This window comes from Succinatimonas hippei YIT 12066 (assembly GCF_000188195.1).
Classification (GTDB): domain Bacteria; phylum Pseudomonadota; class Gammaproteobacteria; order Enterobacterales; family Succinivibrionaceae; genus Succinatimonas; species Succinatimonas hippei.
In genome coordinates this window covers 1-20648 of sequence record NZ_GL831067.1, presented here as the reverse complement: position 1 = coordinate 20648, position 20648 = coordinate 1, and the positions used below count along the sequence as shown (strand labels likewise).

16 protein-coding genes and 1 tRNA gene are annotated in these 20648 nt (G+C 40.8%); 4 read left to right on the top strand and 13 right to left on the bottom strand.

What is annotated here, in order from left to right:
• Positions 1–93 precede the first annotated feature (93 nt).
• A tRNA-Leu gene (locus tag HMPREF9444_RS09190) sits at positions 94–180 on the top strand.
• Positions 181–412: 232 nt separating this feature from the next.
• On the opposite strand, the gene HMPREF9444_RS09185 is transcribed toward HMPREF9444_RS09190, so the two are convergent.
• The 6 genes from HMPREF9444_RS09185 to mltG are packed head-to-tail and all read right to left on the bottom strand — an operon-like array spanning position 413 to position 5779.
• Positions 413–739 (bottom strand): hypothetical protein, encoded by a 327-nt coding sequence (locus HMPREF9444_RS09185; RefSeq protein ID WP_009144155.1) that lies wholly within the window; start codon positions 737–739, stop codon positions 413–415.
• 53 nt (positions 740–792) lie between these two features.
• Complete coding sequence (gene lptG / locus HMPREF9444_RS09180; RefSeq protein ID WP_009144154.1) at positions 793–1860, bottom strand: LPS export ABC transporter permease LptG; 1068 nt, start codon at positions 1858–1860, stop codon at positions 793–795.
• Complete coding sequence (lptF, locus tag HMPREF9444_RS09175; RefSeq protein ID WP_040909491.1) at positions 1860–2960, bottom strand: LPS export ABC transporter permease LptF; 1101 nt, start codon at positions 2958–2960, stop codon at positions 1860–1862. The genes lptG and lptF overlap by 1 nt, the downstream gene beginning before the upstream one ends.
• 8 nt (positions 2961–2968) lie before the next feature.
• Positions 2969–4009 (bottom strand): DNA polymerase III subunit delta', encoded by a 1041-nt coding sequence (locus tag HMPREF9444_RS09170; protein WP_040909490.1) that lies wholly within the window; start codon positions 4007–4009, stop codon positions 2969–2971.
• Entirely contained in the window at positions 4006–4623 is a 618-nt protein-coding gene (gene tmk / locus HMPREF9444_RS09165) for a dTMP kinase (RefSeq protein WP_009144151.1), read from the bottom strand. The genes HMPREF9444_RS09170 and tmk overlap by 4 nt, the downstream gene beginning before the upstream one ends.
• Position 4624: 1 nt before the next feature.
• Positions 4625–5779 carry an endolytic transglycosylase MltG gene (gene mltG, locus HMPREF9444_RS10680; RefSeq protein ID WP_009144150.1) on the bottom strand — a complete coding sequence of 385 codons (1155 nt, stop codon included), beginning with the start codon at positions 5777–5779 and terminating at the stop codon, positions 4625–4627.
• Between the two features lie 226 nt (positions 5780–6005).
• Between mltG and HMPREF9444_RS09155 the strand changes: the two genes are divergently transcribed.
• Positions 6006–8870: a valine--tRNA ligase gene (locus tag HMPREF9444_RS09155; protein WP_040909499.1), complete on the top strand. Its 2865-nt coding sequence runs from the start codon at positions 6006–6008 to the stop codon at positions 8868–8870.
• Between the two features lie 186 nt (positions 8871–9056).
• The gene (lysC, locus tag HMPREF9444_RS09150; RefSeq protein WP_009144147.1) at positions 9057–10418 is read left to right on the top strand and encodes a lysine-sensitive aspartokinase 3; all 1362 of its coding nucleotides are present in this window, start codon (positions 9057–9059) and stop codon (positions 10416–10418) included.
• A 119-nt stretch (positions 10419–10537) separates the two neighbouring features.
• Here the strand turns inward: lysC and fbaA are convergent, their stop codons facing one another.
• The 7 genes from fbaA to HMPREF9444_RS09115 form a co-directional block, all read right to left on the bottom strand.
• Positions 10538–11617 (bottom strand): class II fructose-bisphosphate aldolase, encoded by a 1080-nt coding sequence (gene fbaA, locus HMPREF9444_RS09145; protein WP_009144146.1) that lies wholly within the window; start codon positions 11615–11617, stop codon positions 10538–10540.
• 58 nt (positions 11618–11675) lie between these two features.
• A complete protein-coding gene (locus HMPREF9444_RS09140; RefSeq protein ID WP_009144145.1) occupies positions 11676–12839 on the bottom strand; it encodes a phosphoglycerate kinase in 1164 nt (387 codons plus the stop codon).
• 239 nt (positions 12840–13078) lie between these two features.
• Entirely contained in the window at positions 13079–15070 is a 1992-nt protein-coding gene (gene tkt / locus HMPREF9444_RS09135) for a transketolase (RefSeq protein WP_009144144.1), read from the bottom strand.
• Between the two features lie 24 nt (positions 15071–15094).
• Positions 15095–16279 carry a hypothetical protein gene (locus HMPREF9444_RS09130; RefSeq protein ID WP_009144143.1) on the bottom strand — a complete coding sequence of 395 codons (1185 nt, stop codon included), beginning with the start codon at positions 16277–16279 and terminating at the stop codon, positions 15095–15097.
• 56 nt (positions 16280–16335) lie between these two features.
• The gene (gene fsa, locus HMPREF9444_RS09125; protein ID WP_009144142.1) at positions 16336–16986 is read right to left on the bottom strand and encodes a fructose-6-phosphate aldolase; all 651 of its coding nucleotides are present in this window, start codon (positions 16984–16986) and stop codon (positions 16336–16338) included.
• Positions 16987–17191: 205 nt separating this feature from the next.
• Positions 17192–18061: an NAD(P)-dependent oxidoreductase gene (locus HMPREF9444_RS09120; RefSeq protein WP_009144141.1), complete on the bottom strand. Its 870-nt coding sequence runs from the start codon at positions 18059–18061 to the stop codon at positions 17192–17194.
• 122 nt (positions 18062–18183) lie between these two features.
• Complete coding sequence (locus HMPREF9444_RS09115) at positions 18184–19458, bottom strand: O-acetylhomoserine aminocarboxypropyltransferase/cysteine synthase family protein (RefSeq protein ID WP_009144140.1); 1275 nt, start codon at positions 19456–19458, stop codon at positions 18184–18186.
• A 221-nt stretch (positions 19459–19679) separates the two neighbouring features.
• On the opposite strand from HMPREF9444_RS09115, the gene HMPREF9444_RS09110 reads away from it, so the two are divergent.
• Positions 19680–20600, top strand: a complete 921-nt coding sequence (locus tag HMPREF9444_RS09110; RefSeq protein ID WP_009144139.1) for a LysR substrate-binding domain-containing protein — start codon at positions 19680–19682, stop codon at positions 20598–20600.
• The last annotated feature ends 48 nt before the right edge of the window (positions 20601–20648 follow it).

Sequence of the window (20648 nt, the reverse complement as noted above, 5' to 3'; positions counted from 1 at the left end):
CGATGTTTTCTTGATCCTTAAGATCATTGCTATGCTTTTTTTTTGAAAAAAACTAGACAAGAACAATTTTTCTCTATAAAATAGCCCGCACTTGCCAAAGTGGCGGAATTGGTAGACGCAGCGGATTCAAAATCCGCCGCTAGCGATAGTGTGTGGGTTCGAGTCCCACCTTTGGCACCATCTGTTTTCCCCTTCTAAAAAAACTTCCCCAAAATTTTTCAACAAAAATTTTTGAATCTCTGTTTTTGTATTTCTAATTTCGAGTTTCTAAAAACCTTTTCGCAATTTAATTGCTTGAATTTAAATATGTTTTACTTATGGCGATAGTAATATTATCTTGTGTTTTCCCGATTTCCTACTAAAAATAAAGCCCAGTTTACCTACTGAGCTTCATGAAAAAACACTAAATTTTCTAGCGTATTAAATAAACAATTAAAGCAAAAATTGCAATTACAACCACTGCAGTTATTGAAATCGTCTTAATTTGGGTTTTCTTGGCTTTTGCCCTTAATTCAGCAATTCTTTTAGTAATATAAGCCGATCTTTTTTCCATACCTTCTTGTGTTTCCGCATCTTTGCCAAGAGGGATATTAAGATCCTGAGCTCTCTTCAATTCGCTGGCAAAAACCTGCGGCAGCATCATTTCATCAAACTTTTTTAAATTCTTAAGCTCGGTTTTATAGTTAACCGGATCTGGTGAAGACAGCATCTTCGCAATTTCATCATAGTAATTAACCATGTTAAAAACCTTTATAAATCAAATTAAAATAATATTCTGCAAATCACAGTGTCTCAAACTTTACGCCTTAACAGAGCAATAGCTAAAAGCATAAACACCAAAGTCGGTAAACTCGCTCCTAAAATAGGAGGGATACCATAGACTAAAGCAAACGGGGCACCAATCTGATTTGCCAAATAAAAACCGAAACCTAAAGCAATACCCGCTAAAACACGAGCTCCCATAGTCATGGAACGCAGCGGTCCGAATACCGTTGAAGCAGCCAAAAGCAGCATAACTATCATGGTAAGCGGCGACATAAACTTGTTATAAAGCTCCAGACGATAACTTGAGGCATCCTGATTATTCTCTTCAAGATAATTTATATAGTCAATAAGTCCCCTTGCCGTCAAATTGTACCCTTTGACACCAACCACTTCGACACGCTCAGGAGTTAAGTTTAAACTCCATTTTTCCTCAGCTAAACTAGTTCTTATCACTTTGTTTTCAGCAAATACGGTTTTTCTTACATCTCTCATAACCCATTTGCCATCCGAATAGACTCCGCTTTTAGCTCTTGAAAATGCTTTAAGATTCTTTCCTTCCACTTCATAACGAACGATATCGAGAAGCGAGCCGTCTGACATCGTATATCTTATTCCGATAAAACTATGTCCTTCTCTTAACCACAGACCGTCATTAGTAACAGATAAATTTCCGTTTGAAGAAGCAAAATTTAAGCGGTTCTCGGCATATTGCTCAACACGCGGAACAACAAATTCACCTAAACAAACTATCACCAAAATAAGCGGAATAACTGTTTTAAGAGCACTTAAAACGATACCTGTTCGGGAAATACCGATAGACTGCATCACGATAAGTTCAGAAGTTCTTGCTAAATTACCAAGAGCAATAACACCGCCCAAAAGTACGGCCACCGGGAAAAACAATACTACAATACCGGGAACTTCAAGCGCAACGTGAGATACCAAAAACAAAAAATCCACGCTTCCGCGACCTATATAGCGCATTTGATCAACAAACGTGATTAAAGTTGTCAGTAAAGTCAAACAAAAAGTTACTAACAAAATTGTAAAGAAAACATTCTTGCCTATATATCTGTCAAGGATGCCGAATTTCATTATTGGGCCTCCTTTTTAGAGTGCAATAATTTCCAAAAATTACGTGGTAAATTTAAAGGGATCCCGACAAAAAATAAAAACACTACCGGAACAATAAACAATCCCGGATATAAAGGCCAAGAACCTGAATTAATCATATTTCTGCAGGAAAGTAAAAACATGTAATAAGAGGCATATATCAAAATTGCCGGCATCAAACGTGCAAAACGCCCTTGTCTTGGATTAACCATAGATAAAGGGATTGCAATAAAAGTTAAAATAAACACGGCAAAAATAGGTGACAAGCGCCACTGGGCTTCAACAATACCTCTTTTTTCTCCTGAATTCAGCAGTTCAAAAGTATCTCTGCTTGAAATTGAATCATCTTCTTGTAATTCAGAATTACTTCCGGCAACCGGGGCTCTGAACTTATCAAAAATAGCTTTATTTGAAGTTCCGTCTTTTGTCAGAACTTCAAATCGGCTGCCTTTATCAAGCTCAAGCCATAAAACACCGTTTTCATCATGCACAAGATATCCGTTATCAGCAATTGTCATAGAATTTCCGACATTGGCAAACGGTGACTCCATTACGAATACGTTAGCGATATTTTTTTCACCGTCACTTTTTTCTTCAACGTTTTCAATATAGATATTGTAACCGCCCATTGAAGAAAACTTTCCGCTTTCAATGGGTAAAAACTGCGGATTGTTTTCCGTTTGCTTCATTAATGTCTCTTTGGCATTTGATGCCCACGGAACCAGATAAATACAATTAAAGGCTGTAACGATAGAAGTAAAAAATGCCAAGATCATAGCAATAGTCATCACATTTGCCGGAGAAAAACCGATTGAACGCATGACAACCATTTCAGAATCAGAACAAATGCGACCAAGTGTTATAAGACAAGCCAAAAATAATGTCAAAGGCAACATAATCATTGCTATTTCAGGAACAGCATATGCAGCAAGATTTGTAATGATATCCACAGGGACAGTGCCGACCGCCGCACGTGAAATCAGCCTTATCATGCTTTGACTTAAAAATACGACTAACAGAACAATTAAAGTAATGATCTGTGTTTTTAAAATTTCTTTAAATATATATTTGTATAAAATCAACTTATAACCTACTCTTTTAAAGCTCTAATCCAAGATCTGATAAGAGCTTTAGGGGCTCTTGGCGGAATTAAAGGATTTTCAGATTTTATATAGCGTAAATCATCCAAAGCCAAAAACAAATGATCTGCGCTCAATTGCGCTAATTTTTCTCCATGAAAAATATTAATAAGCGGTAAATCCTCCTTATTAACATGCGCCTTATATTTTAAAACCTCACAAACCAATTCATACAAAATATTTCCCTGAGTTAAAGGGTCAAGCGACAATAACGAATCTATTGCCTGCTCTTCGTTACCTTGTCCATTTAAAGCGTCGATTAACTCTTTTAACATATGAGAAATCTTAATGTCATCGTCACTTCGGATCAACCTCAAAGCCCCATAGGGCTTATAACCGGATAACGCTAAAGCAATTTGTGCACGCTCATCCTCTGCAGAACAATTCCTTTTTATAAAATTAAGAGATTCATGCAAAGAAGCCTTCTGTAAAACGATTTTATACGCTCTTGATAAAATGGTCGGCAACAACGATTCAAGAGAGCGAGCCGTCATGATGATTAAAGTATTCTGCGGAGGCTCTTCAAAGGTTTTTAAAATTGCGTTGGCCGCACCTTCCGGCATGGTATGAGCATCTGCGATAACGGCAACTTTTTTATTTCCAGCTCCTGCCGACTCAACCGACCAAGAAGAAAGTTTACGCATACTATCAATACGAACGCTTTTTCTTACTGCACTTTCTTCATTTGTAAAAAGAATCTTCGGATCTCGCTGCATATCAAGTCCGTTATCCGCCTCATCTTTAGTCGATCCTATAACTGCTATAAAATCAGGATGCGTTCCAGCATCAAACATACTACAGGATTTACAATGGCCGCAAGGATGTCCGTTTTGCGGTGAAGAACACAAAAAAAGCTTTGCACTTGCACATGCAACATAATTAACACCGGACTCGCGATCTCCTGCAAACAACACAGATCCCGGTAATCTGCCGCTTAAATATGCGTGTGAAAAATTTAAAAACGGCACGTTTAAAAAACTTTCTAAAATCACAATAAATCCTCAAGTGCCGATATTGCCGCTAATCTCACTTCATCAACATTTTTTGACGCATCAATAACTTTAATATAAGGCAGACGCTTTGCCGCATCCAAGTAAGCTTTGCGAACCCTCTCAAAAAAAGAAAGCTGCTCAAGCTCAAATCGATCAAGAACTCCTCGGCTTCTTGCTCTTTGCATGCCAAGCTTAGGATCGATATCTAAAAGTAAAGTCAAATCCGGTCTGAACTTGCCTAAGGCCACATTTCGTACAGCATCTATTTCATCCATCGGCAAACCGCGCCCTCCTCCCTGATAAGCAACGGTAGACAAATCATGGCGATCGCAAATTACGCATTTACCTTGGGCAAGAGCAGGTTTGATTAAAGTCTCGACAAGCTGAGCCCTTGCTGCATACATTAAAAGCAATTCACTCTTATCACATAATTTTTCTTCAGGGCTTGGTGTTTTTAAAATGGCGCGCATTTTCTCTGCAAGAACCGTCCCTCCAGGTTCTCTTACTGATACAAAATCAATTTCTTTTTCCCTAAGCCATCTTTCAATTTCTTTTATCAACGTACTTTTTCCTGCACCTTCCGTGCCTTCAAAAGTAATAAATAAACCACTCATGTTATTTATCCTGCAAAGAGTTACGGTAGTCCCTCACCTTTTTTCGGTATTGAGAAACCGCCTTATTATGTTCTTGTAAAGAATTGCTGAAAATATGCCCATCTTTAGGATCATGACTTTTTGCCACGAAATACAGTGCATCACTTTTTTCAGGGTGTAATGCCGCCAAGATCGATTCGGCCCCGGGCATGGAAATAGGAGTCGGAGTAAGTCCTGCTCTTGTATAAGTATTATACGGAGTGTCCTTTCTTAATTGAGAACGAGTCAATGGACCTTTAAAATCAGGACTGACACCGTACATTACTGCAGGATCGGTCTGAAGCATCATTCCCCGCTTCAAACGGTTATAAAACACTGCTGCAATTTTATTGCGTTCAGCGCCGATAGAACTCTCTCTTTCAATAATAGAAGCTAAAATCAAAGCATCATACGGATCTTTTACCAAAATAGTCTTATCACGTTTCGGCCACTCTTTTTCCATATAAGACGCCATATGTTTAAGCGCTTTTTTTATCATGCTCAAATCTGTGTCTTTTTCAAAATAAGGATAAGTTGCCGGAAACAGCAAGCCCTCTAAAGAATCATGAATACCGCCAATCGCTTCAAGTTCTTTATCAGTTAAAGTATCGGCTAAAAACTTTTTAGGATCAGATATTTTCTTTTCAAACTCCGCGTCTGCAGGAAGATCTTCAACGCTTTCTACCCTCTTTAAAAAGGCACTTAAAGTCATTCCTTCAACTAAAGTTATAACAGGAGTCTTAGGCATAAAGACTTCACCTTTTTGCATGGAATGCAGAAAATCAGTTAAAGATTTACTGCCGTCTGCATAGTATTTTCCTTTCTGGATCCCGGAAAAATTCCTGCCGTAAACCGTACTCCATAATGAAAGCATGAAATCAGGGTAATCATCTTTTAGAAGATCTATAACAGTCTGCTTAACTGTTGCCCCGCCTTTTAACTCATATACCTTACCCTCAACGTAAATTTTATGATTGGAAATATCTTGAAAATATTTGTTTCCAATAAATACGGCAAAAGATCCCAAAACCGCAACAACAATAAATAAATATATATAGAATTTAACTCTTAATCCTTTTTTATTACCGGACTGTTTTACATTACTTTTCACAGTGCGTTTAGCCGTTGTTTTTGCCATTGACATACTCTTTAATTTGTATCACTCGGTAAAAGCAGAAACTAAATCCTTTCTAATTCATACTATTATAGCTAATTTCCCAACTTTACACTTTCTAAAAAACAATGACTCTGCCTTGCTTTGAAGCCTTTGATTTTTTCGCGTGACTTCACAAAGGCAAAAAGCTAAAATTGACATTTATTTTTAAGCAAAATTCACACTATTTTTAAGGCCTTGAATAATGGAAATGGACAAAACTTATCAACCTGAAAAATTCGAAAGTAAAATTTATATTAATTGGGAAAATAACGGCCTTTTCAAACCGTCAGGAGATACTGCGGCAAAAGCCTATTCCATCGCCTTACCGCCGCCGAATGTAACCGGATCCCTACATATGGGACATGCTTTCCAGCAAACTATCATGGACAGTCTTATCCGTTTCCATAGAATGAACGGAGACAATACGTTGTGGCAATGCGGTACCGATCATGCCGGTATTGCCACGCAGATGGTAGTAGAACGTAAACTTGCTAAAGAAGAAAACCTTACCCGCCACGATCTCGGCCGTGAAAAGTTCATCGAAAGAATTTGGAAATGGCGCCAAGAATCCGGCGGCACCATTACCCGTCAAATGCGCCGTCTCGGTGACTCCGTTGACTGGAGCCGTGAGCGCTTTACCATGGATGAAGGTTTATCAAACGCGGTCAAAGAAGTCTTTGTCCGTTTATATGATGAAGACTTAATTTATCGCGGCAAACGTCTTGTTAACTGGGATCCGAAACTTCGTACCGCAATTTCCGACCTTGAAGTTGAAAACAAAGAAGTTAAAGGATACATGTGGTACATCCGCTATAAATTGGCAGATGGACTTACCACCAACGAAGGCAAAGATTACCTTTTAATCGCCACTACTCGTCCTGAGACTTTGCTTGGCGATACTGCAGTGGCCGTAAACCCTAAAGACGAGCGTTTTAAAAACTTAGTCGGGAAAGATTTGATTCTTCCTTTGGTCAACCGTCGTATTCCGATCGTAGCAGATGAACATGCCGATATGGAAACCGGTACCGGCTGCGTGAAGATTACTCCGGCACATGATTTTAACGACTACGCAGTAGGCAAACGTCACAAACTTGCCATGATTAATATCATGACCGAAGACGCGTGCATACGCGAAGAAGGAGAAGTATTCAATACTGACGGAATGCCGTCTGATGAAGTATCAGGCTATATTCCTGAAGCTTATAGAGGTCTTGATCGCTTTAAAGCACGTGATCTGATTTTAGAAGATCTAAAATCAGCAGGTCTTTTTGATCACATCGAAGATCACACTTTATCCCAACCTTTTGGCGATCGCGGCGGTGTTCCTATTGAACCGATGCTTACCGATCAGTGGTATGTTCGTGCCTCGGTACTCGGCAAACCCGCTCTTGAAGCTGTTGAAGACGGTAGAATTAAATTTGTTCCTGCTCAATATACCAATATGTACTACTCTTGGATGAGAGATCTCCAAGATTGGTGCATTTCACGTCAATTATGGTGGGGTCACCGTATTCCTGCATGGTACGATGAAAAAGGAAATATTTACGTAGCAAGAAGCGAAGAAGAAGTCCGCAGCAAATATAACCTTGATCAAAATATAGTATTAACTCAAGATCCTGACGTCCTTGATACTTGGTTCTCTTCTGCCTTATGGACTTTCTCAACTTTAGGCTGGCCTGACAACACCAAAGAACTTGAGACATTCCATCCTACCTCAGTTCTCGTCACCGGATTTGATATTATCTTCTTCTGGGTCGCCCGCATGATCATGATGACCATGCATTTTATGAAAAATCCTGACGGCACACCGCAAGTTCCTTTCCATACCGTATATGTCACAGGCTTAATTCGTGATGAAGAGGGCCAGAAAATGTCTAAATCCAAAGGTAATGTTCTCGATCCTTTGGATATGATTGACGGCATCGATATTGATTCTCTCGTCAAGAAGCGTACTGCCAATATGATGCAGCCGCAGATTGCCGAAAAGATTGCAAAACGTACCCGCAAGCAATTCCCTGACGGAATTTCCGCACACGGTACCGATGCTTTGCGCTTTACCCTCTGCGCACTGGCTTCCAACGGTCGTGACATCAACTGGGATATGAAACGTCTTGAAGGATACCGCAATTTCTGCAACAAGATTTGGAATGCCAGCCGTTTTGTTTTAATGAATATTGACGGCATGAGTCTGGTAAAGCCCCAGGCTTCTGATTTATCTTTAGCCGATCGCTTTATATACTCTAAACTTGCCACTGCCATTAAAGATATCCGCGAAGCTCTTGATGCCTACCGTTTTGATCAGGTTGCAACCATCCTGTATGAGTTCATTTGGAATGAATACTGCGACTGGTACCTTGAATTTACCAAGGCTATTTTAAAGGATGACGCCTTAAGCGCAGCACAGCACAATGCTACCGCCTATACCTTGGTTGACGTACTTGAAACAGTTTTAAGAATGGCCCACCCGGTAATACCTTTTATTACCGAGACTATTTGGCAGCAATGTGCGCCTTTGCTAAATCGCATGAATGATGAGAAAACCATTATGGTTGCTCCTTATCCTAAGGCAGAGGATTACGTATTTGACGCCGCTGCCGAAAAAGATATTCTCTGGATTAAAGATTTCGTTACTGCCGTACGTAATCTGCGAGCTGAAATGAAAGCCGGTCCTGGTGTAAAACTTGCTCCTATTGTCCGCGGAGCTTCTGAAGACGAGCAGCGCTGCGCTAAAGATAACAGTCGTTGTTTGACTCTTGTCGCCAACATTGAACCGATTGTTTTTGCTGATAGCGATGCTAAACTGCCGCCTTGTGCATCCAAACCCTTCGGTACTGCAGAAGTTCTTATTCCGATGAAAGATCTTGTAAATAAAGATGCCGAAATTAAACGTTTAAACGATATGGCCAACAAGCTTAAAGGTTTAATCAAAGGCGGTGAAGCCAAGCTTAACAACGAAGCATTTACGTCTAAAGCACCGGCGAAAATCATCGAAGGAGCTAAAGCTCAGTTAGAGCTTAATAAAGCGCAATTAAGCAAGATTGAAAGCCAAATTGAAGAACTGTCAAAACTTTAATTTTCTTTAAATTTTAAAAGGGCTTCAAAATGAAGTCCTTTTTCTTTATAAGAAGACGCACTGTTTTGGATCTTCTTTAATAAAAAATGCACAACTTTGGTTATGTAATTTAGTAAAAGTTGCACATAATGTATTAGAATTTTAAGATTTTGCTGAATCAAATTTTTTAAAAGAGAATTTTTTCCAATGGCTAATTTTCAATTAGATATAGCAAAATTCGGCGGCACTTCAGTTGCCGATTTTAAAGCAATGACCAGCAGTGTTCAGGTTTCAGCAAGTAATCCTAACACTCGTTTAGTAGTCGTCAGTGCTTGCGCAGGCGTTACCAATATTTTGGTAGAGTTAGCTTCCGGAGCCTGCTCTCGCGATAAAATCGAAGAACTTATTAAAAAACTGTACGATATTCATTACGAAATCGCATCTAAAGTCGCTACTACTGACATTTGCCTTAAATTTATCAAAGAGCATTTAAACGAGATCCGCGATTTAGCCAATGAAGCCGCGATGGAACGCTCTGATGCTCTTACCGATCGTATCGTTTCCCACGGCGAGTTAATGTCTTCATTCTTAATCGTTGAAGTATTCAAGCTCCACGGATACAACGCCAAATGGTTTGACGTCCGTCAGGTTATGCGTACCGACTCCTGCTTCGGTCATGCTCAGCCTTTAGTTGAAGTCGTAGAAAGCTTATGTAAAACACATCTTGCTCCGTTGCTTCAAGAAGATAATATTGTAGTTACTCAGGGATTCATCGCTTCAAACAGCGAAGGCATGACTACTACTTTAGGCCGCGGCGGTTCAGACTATACCGCAGCCCTATTAGGTGAAGCTCTAGCTGCATCTACTATTTCAATCTGGACTGATGTACCGGGTGTTTACACTACCGATCCGCGTTTAGTCCCGCATGCCAAACCGATTGATGAGTTAACTTATCTTGAAGCTGCCGAAATGGCAACATTCGGCGCCAAGATTTTACACCCGTCTACTTTAATTCCTGCAGTTCGCCGCGGTATTCCTGTGTACGTCGGTTCAAGCAAAGAGCCGGAGAAAGGCGGTACTTGGGTAAAACCGGAAACAACAAGTCATCCTGCTTTTAGAGCTGTAGCACTGCGTAAAAATCAGACTCTTATCGTTTTAGCCAGCCCCAAGATGGTAGGAGCTTCAGGATTCTTAGCCAAAGTGTTCGGTGTTTTTGCAAAATACAATCAATCTATTGATTTGGTATCTACATCCGAAGTATCAATTGCCGTTACTTTAGATGCCGGCAGTAATACTTCAGGCATCAGCCAGCTAAATGAAAGCATGCTCAACGAATTAAGACAGTTCTGTCATGTTAAAGTTGAACACAACCTATCATTAGTTGCTGTTATCGGTAACGAGATGTCCAATATCCCAGGAACCGCAACCAAAGCTTTTGATGCTATTGAAGATTATGCTGTACGTATGATTTGCTACGGTGCATCGAATCACAACTTGTGCTTCCTTGTTGACGAAGATAAAGCCGTATCCGCATTAACAGCTTTACACAAACACCTGCTCGAAGACTAAGAGCTCTTAAGTTAGACTTAGTGGTAAAATCGCTGCATTTTTATTGCAGCGATTTTTTATTGCATAAAAAAATAACGGAGCCATCAGGCTCCGTCATCAATTTTACGTATAAATGAAAATTAAAGAGAATCGTAAGAACCGAGCTCTTTGAAAGCCTCAATAACACGGTTAACGATGCTCTCCTCGCACTTGCGCAGCCATACACGCGGATCGTAATACTTCTTGTTAGGAGCATCGGGTCCGGTCGGATTGCCAAGCTGTGCCTGGAGATATGCTTCATTAGCCTTGTAGTAATCCATGATGCCCTTCCATCCGGCCCACTGAGTATCGGTATCGATATTCATCTTAATGACGCCGTAAGAAACAGCTTCTGCAATTTCTTCAGGAGAAGAGCCTGAACCGCCGTGGAATACAAGATTCATAGGCTTAGGTCCGGTATGGAACTTCTCTTCGACATATTTCTGAGAATCACGCAAAATAGTCGGCTTTAATTTAACATTACCGGGTTTATAAACACCGTGAACATTACCGAAAGAAGCGGCAATGGTAAAGTTAGGGGAAATCTTAATCAGGCGCTCGTAAGCATAAGCAACGTCCTGAGGCTGAGTATATAATGCTGACTCATCCTTATCAGAATTGTCAACGCCGTCTTCCTCACCGCCGGTGCAGCCGAGTTCAAGCTCAAGAGTCATGCCCATCTTAGCCATACGCTCTAAATATTTGCAGCAAATGTCAATATTCTCTTCAAGAGACTCTTCTGAAAGATCGAGCATGTGAGAAGAGAATAAAGGCTTACCGTTTTTGGCAAAATACTCTTCACCTGCGTCAAGCAAACCGTCAACCCAAGGAATAAGCTTCTTAGCGCAATGATCGGTATGAAGAATAACAGGAACACCGTATTCTTTAGCAACATTATGAACGTGCAGAGCACCGGAAATAGCTCCGAGAATGGAATTGCCCTGAGGACGATCGATTTTAAGACCTTTGCCTGCAACGAAAGCTGCACCGCCGTTTGAAAATTGAACGATAACAGCGGAGCGGGCCTTAGCAGCAGCTTCCAAAACCGCATTAATAGTATTGGTGCCGACACAGTTGACAGCTGGAAGTGCATAGCCGTTTTCTTTTGCTACGGCAAAAACTTTCTGAACATCCTCTCCAACGAGAACTCCGGGTTTGACAACGTCTAAAATTTTAGTCATTTTGGTGCCTTTTACATAAATAAGGTGCCCTTATACGGGCACCGGTTAAATAATCTGATTATTCAGCTGCTCTTTTTTCCAAAATTTCAACAGCAGGAAGCTTCTTACCTTCTACGAACTCAAGGAAAGCACCGCCGCCGGTTGAAATATAAGAAATCTTGGAGGTTACGCCGAATTTCTGAATTGCAGCAATGGTATCACCGCCGCCGGCTACAGAGAAAGCCTCAGAATCGGCAATGGCATTAGCTAAAGCTTTAGAACCCGCAGCAAACTGATCAAACTCAAATACGCCTACTGGACCGTTCCACAAAATGGTCTTGGCATTCTTGATGACTTCTTCGATATTGGCCATAGATTTAGGACCCAAGTCGAAAATCATATCGTCGTCTGCAACATCAGCAAGATCTTTAGTGACTGCAGGGGTGGTTTCAGAAAATTCTTTACCTACAACAACATCGACAAACTCAGGAATATGAGTTTTCTCAGCTAACTCTTTAGCGGTCGGAATCAAGTCTTCTTCGCATAAAGACTTACCTACTTTGTGACCTGCTGCGGCCATAAAAGTATTGGCAATACCGCCGCCGACAATCAGCTGATCTGCAACTTTAAGCAAGCTGTTCAATACCGGAAGCTTGGTTGAAACTTTAGAACCGCCGACAATAGCAACCATAGGACGAGCAGGGTTATCCATAGCTTTGCCCAAGGCATCAAGCTCTGCGGCAAGCAAAGGGCCGGCACAAGCAACAGGAGCAAACTGGGCAACACCGTAAGTGGTAGCCTGAGCGCGGTGAGCAGTACCGAATGCATCCATCACGAAGACATCACACAAGGCGGCATATTTACGGGACAATTCTTCGTTATTCTTCTTTTCGCCCTTGTTAAAGCGGCAGTTCTCAAGAACAACTACCTCGTTCTCGTTTACTTCTACACCGTCAAGATAATCTTTTACTAAACGAACCGGGCACGGAAGCTTAGTAGCCATATAATCGGCAACCGGCTGTAAAGAGAATTCGTCACTATAGACGCCTTCCTCAGGACGGCCCAAGTGGGAGATAACCATAACCTTGGCGCCTTTTTCAAGTGCAAGCTTAATAGTCGGAAGGGTAGCCATAATACGCTTGTCTGATGCTACTTTACCGTCTTTAATAGGAACGTTTAAATCAGCACGAATCAATACACGCTTGCCTTTAAGGTCGAGGTCGGCCATTTTCTTAATTGCCATAGTGAATTTTTCCTCTAAAAAATCGGGTCTTAACTAGACGAATTATGGAGCTTTAACAAGCTCTCTAATCACTCATTTTAACTAAATAACCCGCAAAATTCCATAGCGTAATTTTGCAAGTTTCAACTGTTTAATCTTTATTAAACGCAAATTAAAATCATGTAAAAATACTGTAAAAATTTGCTACAAAAAACCCCCGATACTAAATCGAGGGTTCAGAACTAAATCAAAGCTTTATCCTATAAAACAGATTTTGCAACTTTGACGAGATTATCAACGGTAAAGCCGAACTTCTCAAACAGCAAACCGGCAGGAGCCGATTCACCGTAATGATCAAGTCCCAGTACCTTGCCGTCAAGGCCTACATACTTATACCATCCCTGAGTGCAGCCGGCTTCAACAGCAACGCGAGCACGGCAGGCACAAGGCAGTACAGCTTCTTTATATGCTGCATCCTGGCGATCAAAGACCTCACAGCACGGCATTGAAACAACACGTACCTTACGACCCTCTTTTTCCAGCTCTTCTGCAGCATGGAAAGCAAGTGCAACTTCAGATCCGGTTGCAATAAGGATAAGCTCAGGAGCGCCGGCACAGTCACGAAGAACATAACCGCCCTTAGCAATATCGCCAACCTGCTTATCGTCACGCGGCATCTGCTCTAAATTCTGACGAGTAAGAACAATGTCGGAAGGTCCGTCTTTACGTTCAATCATATGCTCCCAAGCAACTGCAGTTTCAACCGGGTCACAAGGACGCCAAGTATCAAGATTCGGAACCATACGCAATGAAGCAGTCTGCTCAATAGGCTGATGAGTAGGTCCGTCTTCGCCGACACCGATAGAGTCATGAGTAAAGACATACATAGTCGGGATACCCATCAATGCAGACATACGAATAGCGTTACGTGCATACTCGGAGAAGATCAGGAATGTACCGCCGTAAGGACGGAATCCGCCGTGAAGCAGCATACCGTTCATTGCAACGGCCATAGCGAATTCACGAACACCCCAATGAATATAATTGCCTTTAATGACATGCGGAGCAACGGACTTAGAGACCTTAGTCATGGTAAGGTTGGACGGAGCTAAATCAGCTGAGCCGCCGACAAGTTCAGGCATATTGGCAGCAAAGAAATCAAGAGCAATTTGTCCGGCCTTTCTGGTTGCAATCTTCTGCGGATTGGCCTGTAAAGACTTAATCCATTCCTGAGTCTTTGCTTTCAAATCACAAGGCAAATCACCCTTCATACGGCGCTCAAATTCAGCTGCAAGCTCGGGGTAAGCTTTCTTGTACTCGTCAAACAAAGCATTCCATTTGGCTTCGTATTCTGCACCGGACTCGACTGCGCTCCATTTCTTGTAAATTTCTTCGGGGATTTCAAAAGGACCGTAATTCCAGCCTAACTGCTTACGGGTTAAAGCTATTTCTTCATCACCTAAAGGAGCACCGTGGCATGACTCCTTACCGCCTTTATTCGGAGAGCCGAAGCCGATAGTGGTATGGCATACGATAAGAGACGGATGCTCTTTATCAGCCTGTGCCTCAGCAATAGCTTTACGCAAAGCCTCACCGTCATGTCCGTCAACTTCAAGAACCTGCCAATGATAAGCGGCAAAACGCTGTTTGGTATCATCACCAAACCAACCCTTTACTTCACCGTCAATCGAGATACCGTTGGAATCATACAAAGCGATAAGTTTACCAAGACCTAAGGTTCCCGCTAAAGAGCATACTTCATGGGAAATGCCCTCCATCAAGCAGCCGTCGCCCAAGAACGCATAAGTATAATGATCAACAATATCAAAGCCGTCACGATTAAACTCGTTTGCAAGCATTGCTTCAGCCAAAGCCATACCGACAGCATTGCCGATGCCTTGACCTAAAGGTCCGGTAGTAGTCTCTACGCCGGGAACAATACCGTACTCAGGATGGCCCGGGGTTTTTGAATCCAACTGTCTGAACTGTTTTAAATCTTCAATAGAAAGATCGTATCCGGTCAAATGCAGCAATGAGTAAATCATCATTGAAGCATGGCCGTTTGATAATACGAAACGATCGCGATTAGGCCACTTCGGATTTTTGGGATTATGGCGTAAAAATCCGCGCCATAATGCCTCTGCCATGTCGGCCATGCCCATCGGAGCACCAGGGTGACCTGATTTAGCTTTTTGTACACCATCCATACTCAAAGCACGAACGGCATTTGCCAACTCCCTATATTCAGACATGTTAAACTCCTTTCTTATTCAAAATTAAAATCTTTTTCCGTTTACCGTCATCTTTCCTTCAGAAAAAACGATTTTGCTGTAAAAAGCATTATCTTTAGTGACGAAAAACGGTTCAAACACTATGGAAAGCAATGCGTCATCCGGCATTTTATCGAGCATAAACTCAAAATTGCCATGACTTTTATCAAAATCATCAAGAGCAAAAACCATACTGCCCTTACCATTGAGAACAGCATAAGAATTATTTTCCTGCGACGCATTATCAAGATCGTCAGTATTCATAACCACTGACAATCCATCCAAAACAAAATTCAGTTTATTATCACAAAGGATTTTATAAAAATCCTCGATCGTTTGAGCATCTTGAAGAAAATTAAGCTTTAAAAGATCAAATTTTCCTAAGGATCCGTGCATACTGACACTTGATAACGGATAAGAAAGCATTTCCGCATCAAACTTGTAGTCAGCGTCCGCCTGTTGATTGCTGTCAGGAGATCCCAATATCAGATCTAAGCTTAAATTTTTGGCATAAATTAATTCTGCGTAATCAAAGTCTTCTATAGCTCCGGAAAACACAGCCGTATTTTTGTACGCAAGAGGCTTTCTTGAAAACGAATTAAAGTACATATGACCTATTCGCCTTCCGTCCTTTGTCTCATAATTTTTAGCGTCAAAAGAAAGACTGGCTCTATCAAACATGTTTAAGCGAGCGGAAAAAAACAATGAAAACGGATTTTCTTTTGGAGAGTAAGAATAAATTCCTGCAAGTTTTATCTTGAAATCGTAAACTTGCGGAAATACCGAATACTTAAAAGAAAACAAACTGCTTTCTAACGTAAAATCAGGCCTAAAATCAGCTAATAAAAAGTTTTTTACCTTTTCGGTAAGCAATATTTCAGCATTAGCGTTTAAAAAACCGTAATTGATAATAACCGGAAGTTTTTCAATTGCATCTGAAGCTTTATTTGCTAACAGTAATTCGCCTTTTTCTGAAAAAAAACTTCTGTCTTTACGCTTATAACTTATATAAGCAAAATTTTTATCTAAAACGGGGATTTCAGGAACTAATGAAGAAGAGATCTTATTATTTAAAATTGATACCGCTTCATTGATTTTACTTGAAGCCAAACTCGCGGTAATGAACGTCCCGCCTGCCCAAACGACAAAAATAAAGGCGGCAACAATTACCCCGGCTTTAAGCACTTTCATGAATTTAAGCCATGAAAAAGCCGATCCCTTTACGACATCGGCTTTTTGGTTAAATATTAACCGAACACTTTCTTATAATCAGCCTGGAATTTCTCAATACCCTGATCGGTAAGCGGGTGCTTGGTCATTTGCTCAATAACTTTGTAAGGAACGGTAGCGATATCTGCACCGGCCATTGCGCAATCGATTACATGGATCGGATTACGTACTGAAGCGCAAATAATCTGAGCATCAATGTCGCCTACCATGAACATATCGGAAATCTGACGGATTAAATCAATACCCGGCATGGAAATATCATCAAGACGGCCAAGGAACGGAGAAACATAAGTTGCACCGGCACGTGCGGCAAGCAAAGCCTGGTTGGCTGAGAAAATCAAAGTAAGGTTAGTCTTGATTCCTTCAACTTTACACATGTGGCAAGCTTTAAGACCTTCAACAGTCATCGGGATCTTAACAACCATGTTCTCATGAATTGCGGCAATCTCACGAGCTTCTTTAATCATGCCTTCAGCGTCTAAAGTAGTAGGTTTGACTTCACCGCTGATAGGACCATCAACAATAGAAGTGATCTCTTTAATTACTTCTTTAAAATCACGGCCTTCTTTGGCAATTAAAGTCGGGTTAGTAGTAACACCGCAAATTACGCCCATATCATTGGCTTTACGAATATCCTCAACATTAGCAGTATCTAAGAAGAAACGCATGATAACTCCTAAATTGTCATAACTGTCTTGCAGTTTTTTAGTTAATTTATATCCGAGTTTGCACCCTCAAATATTAATAATACTTGATCTGCGTGCTTTTTTTATATCAAATCTCAAATTTACGTGACAAAGCTCTAAAATTGCTCCTAAAAAAGCACGTATCTTTGCCTAAAAGAACACGCAAATCAAAAAGTTATATTACCTCTTAATTAAGATACAGTTTAAACAAAGCCTGAGTTCCCAAATCACCGTCACCTTTTTCGATCAAACGCTCATAAAGTTTTAAAGCAAGTTCAAGTCCTGGCAGCTGTAAATTGTTCTCTTTTGCCACCTCAACGGCAATTTTCATATCTTTTACAAAATGCTTAACGTAAAAACCGGGATTAAAATCTCCTTTTAAAATACGAGGTCCGTAGCTTGAAAGAGAAAAAGAGCCGGCTGCTCCACCTGACAAAGTCTTAAGCACCAATTCTTCGTCAAGACCGGTCTTACGTGCGGTAATAAGAGCTTCACAAACTGACATCATGCCTGCAGCTATAGCTATTTGATTGCAGATTTTAGCGTATTGTCCCGATCCGCTTTCCCCAAATCGGACATAAGTTTTACCCATTGCTTTAAACACCGGCTCCAATGAGCAAAAAGCTGCAGCACTGCCTCCGAATAATATGGTCAAGGCTGCATTACGGGCTCCTACATCTCCCCCGGTTACCGGAGCATCGCAAATTGCAACTCCGTGCTTTAATCCCTCTTTTGTTAATTCCTTAGCTAAAGCCGGGGTCGACGTCGTCATATCAATACCGATTGCACCGGGTTTCATTGCCTGAATTGCACCGTTATCTCCAAGCCATACTTCCTTAACATCAGCAGGATATCCTACAATTGAAATGACTACGTCACAATTTTCTGCAGCTTCTTTAGGAGAAGAAGCCCACAAAGCACCTTTATCAATAAGACTTGAGGCTTTTTCTTTAGTACGGTTATAAACTTTTAGCTTAAAGCCAGCATCTATAAGATGTCCTGCCATGGAGCGCCCCATCACTCCGGTTCCTATAAATCCTATGGTCTTGACTTCCATAACATCACCTATATAAAAATTTATTTCCTATTTTGCACTTTATTGACGACAAAAATAAAGCCGCAGCAACATTTACTTCGTACAAAGTAAACTGCGGCGGCTTGAAGAGTTCATTTTAAGAACTAAACTGAAGCTGCTTCTAAAGCCTGGCGCAAATCATCAATAATATCATCGACATTTTCAAGACCTACGGACAGACGGATAAGACCCGGAGTAATGCCGGCTTCTTCAAGCTGATGATCGCTTAACTGGCGATGAGTTGAGCTTGCCGGATGCAAAACACAAGTACGAATATCAGCAACATGAACCTCAAGAGAAATCATCTTAAGACTGTCTATAAACTTAGCGCCTGCTTCACGTCCGCCTTTAATTTCAAAAGAAATTACACCGCTGCAGCCTTTCTTTAAATATTTCTTAGCAAGCTCATAGTTTTTAGAGCCTTCAAGCCCCGGGTAACGGACTTCAATAACATTATTCTGACAAGCAAGAAACTTTGAAACCTTCAGTGCATTCTCACAATGTCTTTGCATACGCAAAGGCAAAGTCTCAATACCTAAGTTTATATAAAAAGCCCCCTGTGCCGTCTGGCAGCAACCTAAATCGCGCATCATCTGCGCACGAGCCTTAACGATATAAGCAGCCTTACCGAAAGCTTTGGTATAAACAAGTCCGTGATAAGAATCATCGGGAGTAGTGAATTCGCTAAAACGTGGAGAGGCTTCCCAATCAAAATTACCGCTGTCAACAATTACACCGCCGACCTGCAAAGCATGACCGTCAAGATATTTGGTTGTGGAATGAACTACGATATCGGCGCCAAAATCAAAAGGACGGCATAAATACGGAGTAGCAAAAGTATTGTCAACGATTAAAGGAACTCCGACTTTATGGGCAAGGTTTGCCATCCTTTCAATATCAAGAACATCCATTGACGGATTTGCTACGGTCTCGCCGAAAAATGCTTTAGTGTTAGAACGTACAGCTTTTAAAATCTCTTCATCGCTTGCATTTTCATCAATAAATGTAACTTCAATACCCATGCGCTTTAAAGTAACGGCGAATAAATTAAATGTTCCGCCGTAAATACTTGAAGCGCTGACCACATGATCACCTGCTCTTGCCAAAGTCAAAATAGAAATTAATGATGCGGCCTGACCTGAAGACGTACACATTGCTCCGACACCGCCTTCTAAAGCGGCGATTTTCTGCTCTACTGCGTCCACGGTCGGATTGCCAAGACGTGAATAGAAAAATCCGGGGACTTCCAAGTCAAAAAGCTTAGCTACATCACGAGTAGTGTCATAAGTAAAAGTAGTGCTCTGACAAATAGGTAAAACTCGCGGCTCGCCGTTTTTTGGAGTATAACCGGCATGCAGACATAAAGTTTCTAATTTCATTTTCCTACCCTTGCTGTTTTATCGTAATTTAATTTACATTTCTTCAACACGAAAAGTTTCCTTAGTATGCTTCACAAAAAAATAAAAAGAAACAAAGTTAAAAAATAAACACCTATCTTTTCACCAAATAAGTGCGTTTATCACAAAAAAATTCCACCTATCTCAGATTTTTAAACATTAAATTATGAAAAAATTCAGTAAAAAAGTCCCGTAAGGTGTTTATGAATAAAATTACCGCCGCTGAATTACGTACTATCTTGGTTTTATATCAAACAAAAAGCTTTACCTTAACAGGAAAAGTACTGCATAAAGTACCGACAGCAATAAGCTATACTCTAAATACTCTCGAAAAAAGACTGCAGATAAAACTATTTAATAAAGATAATAAAAAGCTTATACCTACAGTCGCAGGAAAATATCTTGCCGGCAAAGCCGCACAGATTCTTGAAGAAATGGACTCAGCTATTCAAAACACTCGCAGTCTTGCCGAAGATTTCGAGCCCGATTTAAAAATTGCCGTAAATAATATTATTTGTCTTAAACCTTTATATGACTTATGTAAGGAAAGCAGTCTGCTCTTTCCCGACACTCAGATCAATCTTACTATTGAAGTATATAACGGTGTCTGGGAATCATTATTCTCCGATAAAGCGGATATTGTAGTAGGAGCTCCGCATTCTGCCGACGTCAACTCCGATTTGGATACTTTCCGCTTGGGAGTATGCAACTGGCTTTTTTGCGTAAGTCCCACCCATCCTCTTACTAAAGAGATTTTCCCGCTGTCAAATGAAGCATTGCGCCGCTACCCGGCAATCTGCGTCAAAGATACCTCATCAGTTCTACCGGCTAAAAACGCATGGCTGTTAAAAGGCCAAAGAGCAACCTTCGTTCCCGATTACTACTCCAAAATCCGTATGCATGAAAACGGAGCCGGAATAGGCTTTTTACCGGAATATTTTGCCAAACCTTTCCTTGATAATAAAAAACTTATAGAACTTCCCGTCAAAAATCCCAAAAAGCCCACCACACTATGGATAGCATCCAAAAATAGACAAAAACGCGGTGCCGCTTTTAACTGGTGGATTGAACAATTAAACCTTGATGCAACCAAAAAATCTATGCTTTCAAGCTTGTGGTACTAACAAATTTTATTTCTACTTGACGTCCTCACCAGCTTAAAGGCCGATGAT